Below are 13,720 nucleotides of genomic sequence, written 5' to 3' on the forward strand. Positions count from 1 at the left end.
TGTGACGGAGTGACAAGCATTGGCCAAGAAAAAATGGTCTCCTGCCAACCTGTTCAAGCAACTGCTGTTTTTTGTGCTCGGCGCGATTCTCACCGGCTTTCTCACCGTGTTTTTCGCGAAGTTGCTCGGCCACTACATCGGCACGCATTTCTCCGTGTCGCTGGGCGTCGGGCTCGCAGTGGCATTGACGCTCTGGCTCTCGCAATTGGTAAAGAATCCCCCATTTTTATTGAAGGGCACCTCACCGTTGATTGCCGGATTCTGCGCGGCGCTGGGTGTGCACATTTCGCGAGTGTGGTTAAGTTAATCAAGGGTTGAATCATGTCGAAAGCATTTGATGTCGTCGTCATCGGCGCCGGTCCCGGCGGTTACATTGCGGCGATTCGTGCCGCGCAACTGGGTTTCAATGTCGCGTGCATCGAGGGCTGGAAGAATCCCAAGGGCGAGATGGCGCTCGGCGGTACGTGTTTGAACGTCGGCTGCATTCCTTCGAAGGCGCTGTTGCAGTCCTCGGAGAATGTCGAGCAGCTTGAACACAAGTTCGCCGAACACGGCATCACGGCGGCCGGCATAAAAATCGACCTGGCCAAGATGCAGGCGCGCAAGGACGGCATCGTCAGCAAGATGACCAAGGGCATCGAATTCCTGTTGCGAAAGAACAAGGTGACGTGGCTGAAGGGCTTTGGCAAGTTTGTCGCAGGCAGCGATGCGGACACCTACAACCTTGAAATTGCCAATGGCGAGGCCAAGGAAAACGTCACCGCCAAGTACGTCATCATCGCCACCGGGTCCAAGGCGCGCCACCTGCCGGGCATCGTCGTCGACAACGTCGGCATTTGCGATAACGAAGGCGCACTCGCGTTTACCGCGGTGCCGAAACGGCTCGGTGTGATCGGGGCAGGCGTCATCGGCCTTGAGTTGGGCAGCGTCTGGCGCCGCCTTGGCGCCGAAGTGACGGTGCTCGAGGCGCTGCCGAATTTCCTGGGTGTGACCGATGAAGCCATTCAGAAGGAAGCGTGGAAGGTTTTCACCAAGGATCAGGGGCTGAACATCAAGCTCGGCGTGAAGATCGAAAAAGTCACGCAGAAGAAAACCGCCATCACCATCGATTACACCGATGAAAAGGGCCTCGCGCAAAAACTGGAATGCGACAAACTGATTGTGTCGGTGGGCCGCGTGCCGAATACAGATGGGCTGGGCGCCAACAATGTCGGCCTCAAGGTAAGCGATCGCGGCTTCATCGAAGTCGATGATCATTGCAAGACCAATCTGCCGAACGTGTACGCCATCGGCGACGTGGTGCGCGGACCGATGCTCGCGCACAAGGCCGAGGACGAGGGCGTGGCCGTCGCGGAAACCATCGCGGGGCAAAAACCGCACGTCGATTTCAACACCATTCCATGGATCATCTACACCTCGCCTGAAGTGGCGTGGGTAGGCAAGACCGAGCAGCAGTGCAAGGCGGAAGGTATCGCGGTCAAGACCGGCCAGTTTCCTTTCTTGGCCAATGGCCGCGCACTGGGGCAGGGCGAAGCCGGCGGATTCGTGAAGATCATTGCCGACGCCAATACGGACCGCATTCTCGGCGGCCACATCATTCACGCGCACGCCTCGGAATTGATTCAGGAGCTCGTGACGGCAATGGAATTCAAGGCGGCGGCGGAAGATATCGCGCGCATTGTGCACGGCCACCCGACGTTGTCCGAAGCGGTGAAGGAAGCGGCGCTGGCGGTGGACAAACGTACGCTCAACATGTGAGGCGTGCCTGAATAACGGTATGAAACTCAAGCACTGGTGCGGCGTACAGGCGAAAAATGGCTGTAAAGGCGCGCCAGTGCTAGTGTTTTTGCGGACCAACCTGTCGTTCAAGCGTTTCCTCCGACCTGCATGAGCCATCGCGCAAAACACCTCCCCAACATCACCGGCGAAGTCTCCGAGATCGAAAGAATCGAAGCCTCAAGCCCGCTCGAGTGGTACTGGAAATTCTCGCAGCAATCCGATTTCGTCTCCGATCCCGCGCAGCTCGCGGTACTCAAGCATCTTGAGCGGCTGCACGAGGACCTCGAAAAATACCGCCAATACCGGCAGGGCAAGATCAACCGGCTCGTAACCAATTTCGGCGGCGGCAAGAAACCTCCGCGCGGCCTGTACGTGTGGGGCAGCGTGGGGCGCGGCAAGTCGCTGATGATGGATGCCTTCTACAACGTCTGCACGCTTAAGCGCAAACGTCGTGTGCATTTTCATGAATTCATGCGCGAGATTCACGCCGCGATGCAAGCAAACGGCGGCGCGGAAGACCCGCTTGACCTGGTGTCCGACAAGATTGCGCGGCAACTGCGATTATTGTGTTTCGACGAGTTTCACGTCAGCGATATCGCCGATGCGATGATTCTCGGCCGTCTGGTCGAGATGCTGATCAACAAGGGTGTCGTGCTGGTGATGACATCCAATTACCAGCCGGATGATCTTTATCCCAACGGTTTGCAGCGGTCGCGTTTCCTGCCCGCCATCGAAACATTGAAGGCTGAACTGGAAGTCATCGAAATCGCCGGTGAGCGCGATCATCGCCGCCGCATTCTTGATTCCATTGCCGTCTATCACACGCCGAACACGCCTGCCGCCGAACAGGCACTCGCGCGTGCGTTCGAGGCGATGTCAAAGGCCTCGTATACTTCCCACGGTCACATCACCATCGGCTCGCGCGAGGTCGCCTTTCAGCGGCGCGCCAAAGGCGTCATCTGGTTTGCCTTCGAAGACCTTTGCGTGAAGGCGCGTTCACAGGTAGATTATCTGGAAATTGCCAGTAGTTATCACACGGTACTGATATCCGGCATTCCGCAATTGCACGCGAAAAATCGCGCCGACGTGGTACGGAGATTGACTTGGCTGGTCGATGTTTTCTACGACCAGCGGGTGAAACTGATTTGCTCGGCGGATGCCCAACCGGAGTGGCTCGTGATTGATGATCGTGTTGTGAACAAGGCTGCCGCAAGCGCCAAGGGAAAATCCGCCGGTGATGGTAGCTTGATGGTATCGGCGGAATTCGGTCGCACCGCCTCAAGGCTGAAGGAAATGCAGTCGAAGGATTATTTTTCGAGAAAGCACGCGTCGGCGACGGATCCGCACGTGCTTGAGCGCGGTTAGGAGGGAAACCAATGATACGAGGGATCATTACGCGCATTGCCGGTGTCCTGCTGTTGGCGGCGCTATCACTTCCTGCCCGTGCCGCGATCAACTATCAGGATATGTGGTGGAACCCCAACGAATCCGGCTGGGGCGTGAATATCGCGCAGCAGGACAACACCATGTTTGCGACATGGTTTATCTATGGCGCGAATCGCCAGCCGCTTTGGCTGGTGATGTCGAATGCGCAAAGATCAGGCGCCGCCGGGAATACGTTCACCGGCGAGCTGTACCAAACCGTCGGCACGCCATTTTCCGTGACACCGTTTGTACCGTTGCCGGCCTCTGACGTCACGCAGGTTGGCACCGCGACATTCATTTTTTCGAATGCGCGCGCGGGCACGCTCACCTATACCGTGAACAACGTGCAAGTCGTCAAGCCAATCACCCGGCAACCACTCGCCAACATCAATCTCACGGGAACCTACTACGGCGGGTTGTTTCGCACCGCCACTTGCGCGAGTAGCGGCGTCAGCAACAGCATCTATTCGATCACGCACACGCCCGCCATTGGCTCAGCCAGTATCACCGAGGTTGGGGGAAACAACTGCCGGTTTACCGGCACGCTGACCCAGTTCGGCTCCATATTCGAGGGCAGCGGCAGCTACACGTGTCAAGGCGAGACAGGCACCTGGACCGGTGCCGAAGGTACTGGGGGCGAATCGACTTTTGCGATGAAGTTAACGCTGCAAACGGGCGCCGGGACCTGTACCGCAACCCTCGGCGGATTCAAGTCACCCTGAACCACGAAAGGCGATCACATGAGCACTTTCAAAGGCATTCTGCTGAACAAGACCGACGCGGGTTTCAGCGCGGCGCTTGCGGACATTGAAGAATCGCAACTGCCCACCGAGGGCGACGTGACGGTGGCGATCGACTATTCGACCATCAATTACAAGGACGGCCTCGCCATCGCCAACAAATCGCCGGTGGTGCGCAAATGGCCGATGGTGGCGGGGATCGACGGCGCGGGCACGGTGCTGTCCAGCGACCATCCCGCCTGGAAACCCGGTGACAAGGTCATCCACACCGGTTTCGGCACCGGTGAAACGCACTGGGGCTGCCTCGCGGAAAAAGCGCGGCTGAAAGGCGATTGGCTGGTGCCGCTGCCGCTGGACTTCACCACGCGGCAGGCCATGGCCATCGGTACCGCGGGCTACACCGCCATGCTCGCGGTGATCGCACTGGCGAAACATGGCGTCACGCCGGGCCAGGGCGAAATACTTGTCACCGGCGCCGCGGGCGGCGTGGGCAGTGTGGCGATCACGCTGCTGGCGGCGCGCGGTTACACCGTGGTGGCCTCGACCGGCCGGCTCAATGAATCGGAATACCTGAAATCGCTTGGCGCCAGTAGCGTGATCGACCGCAACGAGCTTTCCGCGCCCGGCAAACCGCTGCAAAAGGAGCGCTGGGCGGGTGTCGTGGATTCGGTTGGCTCACACACGCTGGTCAATGCGCTGGCGCAGTGCCGCTACGGCGCGGTGGTGGCGGCGTGCGGACTCGCGCAGGGCATGGATTTGCCCGGTTCGGTCGCGCCCTTCATCTTGCGTGGCGTGACGCTGGCCGGCATTGACAGCGTGTACACCCCGCAGGTGCGACGCCGCGAAGCTTGGGCGCATCTTGCCAGCGAGCTGGACGCCAAAAAACTGGATGCGTTGACCACCGAAATTGGATTGTCGCAAGCGATCGCCCGCGCCCCGGATATTCTGGCCGGGCAGATTCGTGGGCGGCTGGTAGTGAACGTGCACGGCTGACCGGTCACGGCGCCGTTTTCGCGAAAAGTCAGCTTCTTGTAAGGGCGTCACGGCAGAATCATGGCCAGCAACGTGTTATCTGGAGTTACTTGTCGTCCGGGAACACGTCACGGGCGGCGGATTTAACCATTTTTGACAAACGATTCGCTATGACGGCGATGCAACAACCGCCTAGAATATCGTTCTGAATTTGATTTGTCCGATTTCTTGCCGAGAATGCTGTTATGACTTCCCCTGTTGATGACGATCCATTTGATCTTGATTTCACCAGTGCGTTTGCCAAGGAAACCAAGGTCAAGGAGCCTGAGCCGACTCCTCAGGAACATAAGCAGATCGTCGAGGAAGCCATCATTGGAGAATCCAAGCTCACCAGCAATGGATTTTTCGTGCGCATCAACAAGGCCGCCCCCAATCGCAAGCCGCGGCGCGCGCCGCCGGCCGTACTGGTAGTGGAAGACGATATTGTTACCGCAACACTGATCACGCGCATTCTCGAAGCCAGCGGTTTCATGGTGAAACACGCGGCCGATCGCGAAGGCATTGTCGCCGGCCTGAAGACATCGCCAGACCTGGTAATCCTGGATGTGCTGATGCCAGATGCCAACGGCTTCGACATCCTGAATCGCATTCGGCAGCACGAGAGTTTGAAAGACATGCCAGTACTGATGCTGACCAGCCTGGGCGCGCTGGACGATATTCTGAAAGGGTTGAAACTTGGCGCGAACGGGTACCTGACCAAGCCGGCGAAATCGACGGCATTGCTGGATGCGATCAAGACGGTGCTGGTGTAGTTGACGCCTTTTTGGGTTAGCCCGAGCGGTTGCGCCCTCGGCAACCCTGCCGGGTATTTGTTCTGGATCAAAACAAGGGATGGCCAATGCGCCATTCTATGCGCTGAATAAAAGGCTCAAACAGCCTGTCAATTGCACTGGCATTACGGGACGCTAATCAAGCCTGCGCAGCAAACCTACACCGCAAGACTACGCAGGCACAATCGGCAGGAACAGCCGTTACTTGGAGAAGATCATGGGGACCTACAAGCAGTTTCACGCAAAATCCATCAACCAGCCGGATGAATTCTGGACCGAGCAGGCGGCGCGCATCGATTGGGTGAAGCCCTTCAACAAGGTTTGTGATTATGGGAAGCCGCCCTTCGCCAAATGGTTTGTCGGCGGCGAAACCAATCTTTGCTACAACGCGATCGATCGCCATCTCGCCACGCGCGCGGACCAGAAAGCGCTGGTGTGGATTTCCTCCGAAGTCGAACAAACGAAAACGTACACCTATCGCGACATGTTCGACGAGGTCAATCGCTTCGCCGCCGTGCTGAAATCGCTAGGCGTGGGCAAGGGCGATCGCGTGCTGATTTACATGCCGATGATTCCCGAAGCGGTATTCGCCATGCTTGCCACCGTGCGCATTGGCGCGATTCACTCGGTGGTGTTCGGCGGCTTCGCGGCGGCGTCATTGGCCGCGCGCATTGATGACGCCAAACCGAAAGTCATGATCACCGCCGATGCCGGATCGCGCATGGGCAAGATCATTCCGCTGAAGCCGCTGACGGATGAATCGATCAAGCTTTCGGAGCATCCGCCGAAACATGTGGTGATCGTCAACCGCGGCCTCGACCACGGCATGCAAGTCACGCCGGGCCGCGACATGGATTACGGCGTACTGCGCAACCGGCACATGAATGACGTCGTGCCGTGCGAGTGGCTGGAATCCTCGGAACCCAGCTACATCCTCTACACCAGCGGCACCACCGGCAAGCCGAAGGGCGTGCAACGGGACACCGGCGGCTATGCGGTCGCGCTTGCGGCCTCGATGCCGAACATCTTCGCGACCGGGCCTGCGGACGTCTATTTCTGCACCTCCGACATCGGCTGGGTGGTGGGCCACTCATACATCATCTACGGCCCGCTCATCAACGGCAGCACCACCATCATGTATGACGGCGTGCCGCTGCGCCCCGATGCCGGCGTGTGGTGGAACATCGTGCAACAATATCAGGTCAAGGTGATGTTCTCCTCGCCAACCGCGATCCGCGTGCTGAAAAAACAGGATCCCGCCTTCCTCACCAAGTACAACTTGTCCTCGCTGCGATATTTGTTCCTCGCCGGCGAGCCGCTCGACCAGCCGACCTCCGACTGGATCGAAAAAGGCATCGGTGTGAAGGTGATCGACAACTACTGGCAGACCGAAACCGGCTGGCCGATCCTCTCCGCTGAACCCGGCATCGAAGAGACACCACGTAAACTCGGCTCACCCAGCTTCGCATCCTACGGCTACAACCTGAAACTGAAACACGAAGAAACCGGCAAGCAAGTCGGGCCCGACGAAAAAGGTGTGCTGTGCATCATGCCGCCACTGCCACCCGGCTGCATGAGCACGATCTGGGGCGACGACGAACGCTTCGTCAAAACCTATTTCTCGACCTTTCGCGACGAACAGGTTTACACCACGTTCGACTGGGCCACCTGTGATGCCGACGGCTACTACTTCATCATGGGCCGCACGGACGATGTGATCAACGTGGCCGGCCATCGCCTCGGTACGCGCGAGATCGAAGAGGCCGTACAGAATCACCCGAACATCGCCGAAGTGGCGGTGGTGGGCGTGGCCGATTCACTCAAAGGCCAGGTGCCGATCGCGTTCGCGGTGGTGAAAGACACCAGCAAGACCGCCACCCCCGAACTCGCCGCCGCGCACGAAAAAGAAGTCATGGCCACCGTCGACAAAGAACTCGGCGCCATCGGCCGTCCGGCGCGCGTGCACTTCGTCAATGTGCTGCCAAAGACACGCTCCGGCAAACTGCTGCGGCGCGCGATCCAGGCGCTGTGCGAAGGGCGCGATCCGGGGGATCTCACCACGATCGAGGATCCGTTGGCGCTGGAGCAGTTGAAGTTGGCGTTGGCGAAGTAATCGCGCGGCGTACGACTGTTTCGCTGACAGTTTTCCGGCGAATGGCCGTAAGTGCCAAATGCGCAAATACACGTTTATCGACCGAGCTAAACCCTAGTACCAGCGGGCTTCTCAGAGGAAAAGGCCTCCAGAACCCGCTCCAGTGCTAGAGTTTCAAATGTACGCGACGATGTTCGTTAATGGAAACACCATTCTCAAAATCGTCTTGATAGTACGATGAATGAGTATTGGAACCCGACCCTAGCTCGTGCCAGCTAACTCCTATGGTTCAGGGCGATGGGAATCCGCCGCGCCCCAAACTGTTCTTTCACCGCAAACTCCCCAAACCGCCCCGGCAACACCGTCCCACAATCCGGGCAGCCACCTTCCGGTGTCACGCGATATTCCAGAATCCGGTGCCAGTCGCGGCGAATGAGGCTGGTCCCGCAACCCGCGCAAGACGTGACACCGCCTTCGCGGTCATGCACATTCCCGGTGTAGACGTAATGCAGCCCCTCGCCCAGCGCGATGCGCCGCGCCCGCGTGAGCGTCGCGGCCGGGGTCGCCGGGATCGCGCCCATCTTGAAATCGGGATGGAACGCCGTGAAATGCAGCGGCACGTCCGGCCCGAGTTCCCTGGCGATCCACTTCGACATCGCGGTGAGTTCGGCATCCGAATCGTTTTCGCCGGGGATCAGGAGCGTGGTGATTTCGAACCAGACGTTGGTTTCGTGCTTCAGGTACGCGAGCGTATCGAGCACGGGTGCGAGTTCGGAGCCGGTCAGCTTGCGGTAGAAAGATTCGGTGAAGGCTTTCAGGTCGACGTTTGCCGCGTCCATCTTGGCGTAGAACTCGCGGCGCGCGACCGGTGAGATGTAGCCCGCCGTAACCGCGACCGTCTGGATGCCGCGCGCGTGGCAGGCGTCGGCGGTGTCCATCGCGTATTCGGCGAAGATGACCGGGTCGTTGTAGGTGAATGCCACGCTCTTGCAGCCGGCGCGCTCCGCGGCCAGCGCAATTTCCGTCGGCGAGGCCTGGTCCATCAGGCGGTCCATGTCGCGCGATTTCGAGATGTCCCAGTTCTGGCAGAACTTGCACGCGAGGTTGCAGCCGGCGGTGCCGAATGAAAACACGGATGAGCCGGGGTAAAAATGGTTGAGCGGCTTTTTCTCGATCGGATCGATACAAAAGCCTGACGAGCGCCCATAGGTCGTGAGCACCATCGCGTCGCCGTGGCGCGCACGCACGAAGCAGGCGCCGCGCTGGCCTTCGTTCAGCTTGCACTCGCGCGGGCAGAGGTCGCACTGGATGCGGCCGTCGGCCAGGCGCTGCCACCAGCGGCCGGGGTGCAGGGAGCCTTCGAGGGGTTCGAGGGTGGTGGGGGTAGATTCGATGGTGTCGATGGGGGTCATGACAATGTTGCTCACCACGAATTCGCATTGAATGCGAACCTGCGATGCATATTAGTTGTCGCCGCGGCGAAGGCCGGGGGTGAAGCGGGGAATTCGCAGAGCATCCTCTGCGCGCGCTGAACTCCGAGCCCATGCAGGGGCTTGGCCTGAGTTTGGTGAACGAAAGATGTTACGAAACTTGGGCCCCGGCCTTCGCCGGGGCGACATGTTAAGAATTCCGCGTTGCACTTGCCTTGCAGTTCAGCAACTAGTCCTGACTGGATATGGCTGCTTGAATGATTCATTCAACAGTCTCCCTCTCACAATGTTTCTCAACACCATAGCGCCGCACACGCAGATCCGCATGCCAGAAATCACCCGGCAGGCCCGCCTTGCGTTTCAGCTCGCGAAGAAAACTGGACACGTCCGGCAGGTTTTCCCAGACTTGCGGGAGGAATGTCGAGCGGTGGCGGCCGTACTCAAGCACCACGCCGTCGATGCCGGGGCGCAGCTTGGCCATCGCGTCCGCTTCGTTGTCGCACGGTAGCGGCTCGGATGGCGTGAGGATCGATACTTCCACTTCGATGTGTTCGAGTTCAAGGTGCGAAACCGGCACAAAGCGCCGGTCGTAAAGCGCGGCGGCAACGGCATTGGCCGCGATGTCTTCGCCGAGCGGGCGATGAGCTTCGAGTGAGCCGATGCACCCGCGCAAGTCGCCATCCTGGCGCAGGGTCACGAATGAGGCACCATTCTCCCGCAGCCACAGGGCGTTAGCCATGTCGGGTGGGGTGCGGGATGCGGACGCGCCTTCTCCACCTTCTCCACGTTTGCCACTTTTTCCGAGCGCGTGCTCGAGGGCGTCGCGTGCGATTTGCAGGACGATATGGCGGCGTTCAAGCATGGCCTGCCTCGCTTTCCGTTTTTTCCGACGTTGCCGCTTTCTCGCGAAAGGCAAAGGCGCCGTAGCCGACCACGCGGCTGCGGTCGCCGGCCGTGTCGCCGGAATTGCGCAGGTCAATCTGCTCAACCTCCATCCCGCGCCGGCGCGCGAGATTGGTGAGCCCGTTGATCGCTGTCGCGCCGCACGCCTGTTCGTGGGTGAGATCGGAATCCAGCGCGTTGATGGCGCGTGCGGTCTCACCGTCGACTGATCGTGCCGAACGGTAATCGAGAAAATGCGACAGGTCCGAGCTCACTACGATCAGCGTCTCCTCGCCACCCCAGAGCGCATCAAGCACTTCAGCGACCTCGCCGGGTGTCGCCTGGCCGACGACCAGGGGCACCAGCCGGAAATCGCCCAGCACCGACTGCAGAAACGGCAGTTGGACTTCCAGGCTGTGCTCCTGGGCATGCGCGTCTTCGCGCACGGTGACTTGCGGCAGCGACGTAATCGCCCGCACGGCATCGGCATCGATCTCGACATCGCCGAGCGGTGACGCAAACGCGACCGCATCCGGCAGCGCGATTCCGCGCAGCCACACCCGGTGCGCCGGGCCGATTAGCACGACGCGGCGGATGCGCCCGCGCAACGGGGCGAGGCGCGCATAAATGCTCGCGGCGATGGGGCCGGAATAGATATAGCCGGCATGGGGCGCGATGATGGCTTTTGGCGGGCGATCAGATTGCGCATCGCCCGCGACATCCGCGAGCAGCGACTTAACCGACGCCGCAAGAATCTTTGTGTCGCCGGGGTAAAACGCACCCGCCACGGCGGTTGGGCGGATTGAATTCATGTGACCTTCTCCTTTCATTTCGATGATATGGGGGCGGCGTGCGGAAACAAAAGTGGCAATATCGGCCTGATGAAGGTCGCCACGCGTGGTCGGTATCCCGCGATTTGGGTGGCTTCTGGGCGCCGTACTCGCATGCTATGATCGGTCCAACAAAACAAGAAGCTGGCCATTCGCATCGGCTTGGCTCAATAAGAGTTTGGCGGCACCAACGTTGTGTCATGCCGAATGCGCACACACTCACAATGGAAGGAAGAGCCATGTCCCGGCGATTGAGATTTAATGCCTTTATGGTAGGTATTCTGGCGCTTGGAATTGCGGCCGCCGGCTACGTGATTCATGGCGTTCTGCACCGCGATGCCCGCGACGGCACCGTTCAGACGGCAAACCTGCTGATGGCCGCCGCGGAAGCCACGCGCAGTTACACCACGACGTACATCAAGCCACAGCTTGACCAGCGCCTCGCGATCGAATTTCTGCCGCAAACCGTTCCCGCGTTTGCCGCGACCGAGACGATCATTGCACTGAGAAAGCAGTTTCCCGAATACACGTACAAAGAAGCCACGCTCAATCCCACCAATCCGCGCGACCGTGCGACGGATTGGGAGACGGATATCGTCAACATGTTTCGTTCCAACGCCGCGCTGAAAGAAGTCGTCGGTGAGCGTACACAGGGGCCAAGGCAGGCGCTGTATTTCGCCAAGCCCATCAAGATCACCAATCCGTCGTGCCTGAGCTGTCACAGCACCGCCGCGGCCGCGCCTCCGTCAATGATCCGGCTCTATGGCGAAGCGAATGGCTTCGGCTGGAAGCAGGACGAGATCATTGGCGCGCAGATTGTGTCGGTGCCGCTTTCGGTCGCGACCGAGTCTGCCGGCAAGACGTTTGCGATGGTAATGGGGGCACTGTGCGCACTCGCCCTGCTGGCCCTGGTGGCCGGCAATCTGTTGCTTGGATCGCCTGACGCACGTAAAGCAACTTGAGCCAGGATACTCTTAGTGTGCTTCCTCGCGTTCCGCTCGATGAACCGTGCCCGATGCAATATGCCGTCTGAGCGCATGCAAGTAAAGGCGAAATTCCATTCGTACATGGCAGCGTTCAGTTCGGCCTTGCTTGCGGGGCTATGCCTGATTGCGGTTGCCCTGCCGTCCGATTCGTGTGCGGCTGAGAACCGGCGCAATACGGGGGGCTCGTCGCCGGTGGCGACGGAGGCGGTGGTGGCGGGCGAGAGCCGCATTGCACTGGTCATCGGCAATGGCAACTACCGGTCTTCACCATTGCCGAATCCCGTCAACGATGCGCGCGCGATTGGCGGCGTGCTGAAGGATTTGGGCTTTCGCGTCAGGCTGCTGGAAAATGCGACGCTGAAGGAAATGTCGGACGCCGCGCGGGATTTTGGCGATCTGCTGCAGCAGGGCGGTGTGGGTCTCTTTCTATTACGCCGGCCACGGCGTGCAGATCAAGGGACGCAATTTTCTGATCCCCGTTGGGGCCGATATCCAGCGCGAGGATGAGGTGACGTACAACGCGTTTGATGCGGGCCGGCTGCTGGAAAAGATGGAAGCGGCGCGCAGCCGTATCAACATTGTCATTCTCGATGCCTGCCGAAATAATCCGTTTACTCGCAGTTTCCGCTCGGCCAGCCAGGGCCTCGCACAGATGGAGGCGCCCGTCGGCTCGTACGTTGCCTTTGCGACTGCGCCCGCCACGGTCGCCAGCGACGGCAACAGCGGTAACGGCCTTTACACCCAGCATTTGCTTGAGGCGATGCGTGCGCCCGGACTGAAGATCGAAGAGGTGTTCAAGAAGGTGCGGGTCAAGGTCATGGCCGATTCCGAAGGCAAGCAGGTCCCGTGGGACAATTCTTCGCTGACGGGCGATTTCTATTTCGTGCCGCCGCAATCAGTGGCCACACAAGGCGCACCCGCGGCGCTCTCACAAAGTGCGCCACCTGAACCGGCGCCGCCTTCCGCGGACGACAAGACCGCGCGAGCCGACGTTGAGTCCGCCCCGGCCGCGGCGGAGAAGCGATCGTCGGGCAACAAGGTGCTGGTCGCCAGCATCCCACCCCGTAACGTCACGCCGCCCGCCCGTCCGCCCGCGCCCAAGGTCGACCCTGCCACCAGCGAGGCCAATGTTGCGCTCTACAAAAAAGGCATGGATGCAAAAGGCAAAGGTGACCTTGCCGCGGCAGGGGAGGCATTCGGAGTCGCTGCGGAAGCGGGGCACCCGGGAGCAGGATATGAAATGGGGCTCCTGCTGAAAATAGGCCGAAAGCCCATCACGCAAGATCTTGCCCGCGCGCATCAATATTTCCTCAAGTCCGCCGAACAAAAGAATTTGTTGTCGCAATACGAACTTGCGCAGATGTTTGCACAGGGCGTGGGCACCAAGAAGAACTGCAGCCAGGCAACCAAGTGGGCGCTCAAGTCGGCCCAGGCCGGTTCGGCGGATGCGGCGGTGCTGCTGGGTGAACTCTATCGCGCCGACTGCGATGGTGCAAAGAACCCGAGTGAAGCCGCTCGATGGTTGCGTATGGCGGCGGACCAGGGCGTCGCAAACGCGCAGTTTTCGCTGGGCGTGCTGTACATGAATGGTGACGGCGTGCCAAAAGATGCCAATGAAGCACGCAAATGGCTCACTGCGGCGGCAGGCAAAGGCAACACATCCGCACGATTCTATTTGGAGCGGATCGGCAAGTAACGATCAATTGGGGCGCGGCGCGTGTCGGCCGCCTGCCCCACGACAACCGGCATTCAGC

At 59.9% G+C, this 13,720-nt stretch carries 13 protein-coding genes; 10 read left to right on the forward strand and 3 right to left on the reverse strand.

What is annotated here, in order from left to right; translation table 11 throughout:
• Positions 1-19 precede the first annotated feature (19 nt).
• From IPP88_24045 to IPP88_24075, 7 genes are all read left to right on the forward strand, one after another.
• Positions 20-307 carry a hypothetical protein gene (locus IPP88_24045; GenBank protein ID MBL0125599.1) on the forward strand — a complete coding sequence of 96 codons (288 nt, stop codon included), beginning with the start codon at positions 20-22 and terminating at the stop codon, positions 305-307.
• 14 nt (positions 308-321) lie between these two features.
• A complete protein-coding gene (gene lpdA, locus IPP88_24050; GenBank protein MBL0125600.1) occupies positions 322-1,758 on the forward strand; it encodes a dihydrolipoyl dehydrogenase in 1,437 nt (478 codons plus the stop codon).
• Positions 1,759-1,887: 129 nt separating this feature from the next.
• Positions 1,888-3,144: an AFG1 family ATPase gene (locus IPP88_24055; protein ID MBL0125601.1), complete on the forward strand. Its 1,257-nt coding sequence runs from the start codon at positions 1,888-1,890 to the stop codon at positions 3,142-3,144.
• Between the two features lie 11 nt (positions 3,145-3,155).
• Positions 3,156-3,926: a hypothetical protein gene (locus tag IPP88_24060; protein ID MBL0125602.1), complete on the forward strand. Its 771-nt coding sequence runs from the start codon at positions 3,156-3,158 to the stop codon at positions 3,924-3,926.
• Positions 3,927-3,944: 18 nt separating this feature from the next.
• Positions 3,945-4,937: an oxidoreductase gene (locus tag IPP88_24065; GenBank protein ID MBL0125603.1), complete on the forward strand. Its 993-nt coding sequence runs from the start codon at positions 3,945-3,947 to the stop codon at positions 4,935-4,937.
• A 224-nt stretch (positions 4,938-5,161) separates the two neighbouring features.
• A complete protein-coding gene (locus IPP88_24070; GenBank protein MBL0125604.1) occupies positions 5,162-5,728 on the forward strand; it encodes a response regulator in 567 nt (188 codons plus the stop codon).
• Positions 5,729-5,963: 235 nt separating this feature from the next.
• Positions 5,964-7,859 (forward strand): propionate--CoA ligase, encoded by a 1,896-nt coding sequence (locus IPP88_24075; GenBank protein ID MBL0125605.1) that lies wholly within the window; start codon positions 5,964-5,966, stop codon positions 7,857-7,859.
• Between the two features lie 254 nt (positions 7,860-8,113).
• Here the strand turns inward: IPP88_24075 and amrS are convergent, their stop codons facing one another.
• The 3 genes from amrS to amrB all read right to left on the reverse strand — a co-directional run bounded on the left by amrS (position 8,114) and on the right by amrB (position 10,962).
• The gene (gene amrS / locus IPP88_24080; protein ID MBL0125606.1) at positions 8,114-9,250 is read right to left on the reverse strand and encodes an AmmeMemoRadiSam system radical SAM enzyme; all 1,137 of its coding nucleotides are present in this window, start codon (positions 9,248-9,250) and stop codon (positions 8,114-8,116) included.
• A gap of 280 nt (positions 9,251-9,530) precedes the next feature.
• Positions 9,531-10,130, reverse strand: a complete 600-nt coding sequence (amrA, locus tag IPP88_24085) for an AmmeMemoRadiSam system protein A (GenBank protein ID MBL0125607.1) — start codon at positions 10,128-10,130, stop codon at positions 9,531-9,533.
• Complete coding sequence (gene amrB / locus IPP88_24090; protein MBL0125608.1) at positions 10,123-10,962, reverse strand: AmmeMemoRadiSam system protein B; 840 nt, start codon at positions 10,960-10,962, stop codon at positions 10,123-10,125. The genes amrA and amrB overlap by 8 nt, the downstream gene beginning before the upstream one ends.
• Before the next feature lie 257 nt (positions 10,963-11,219).
• Between amrB and IPP88_24095 the strand changes: the two genes are divergently transcribed.
• The 3 genes from IPP88_24095 (at position 11,220) to IPP88_24105 (ending at position 13,662) form a co-directional block, all read left to right on the forward strand.
• The gene (locus IPP88_24095) at positions 11,220-11,942 is read left to right on the forward strand and encodes a DUF3365 domain-containing protein (GenBank protein MBL0125609.1); all 723 of its coding nucleotides are present in this window, start codon (positions 11,220-11,222) and stop codon (positions 11,940-11,942) included.
• 105 nt (positions 11,943-12,047) lie between these two features.
• Complete coding sequence (locus IPP88_24100; protein MBL0125610.1) at positions 12,048-12,473, forward strand: caspase family protein; 426 nt, start codon at positions 12,048-12,050, stop codon at positions 12,471-12,473.
• The gene (locus IPP88_24105) at positions 12,379-13,662 is read left to right on the forward strand and encodes an SEL1-like repeat protein (GenBank protein ID MBL0125611.1); all 1,284 of its coding nucleotides are present in this window, start codon (positions 12,379-12,381) and stop codon (positions 13,660-13,662) included. The genes IPP88_24100 and IPP88_24105 overlap by 95 nt, the downstream gene beginning before the upstream one ends.
• The last annotated feature ends 58 nt before the right edge of the window (positions 13,663-13,720 follow it).

The sequence above is a fragment of the Betaproteobacteria bacterium genome, from assembly GCA_016720925.1.
GTDB lineage: Bacteria > Pseudomonadota > Gammaproteobacteria > Burkholderiales > Usitatibacteraceae > UKL13-2.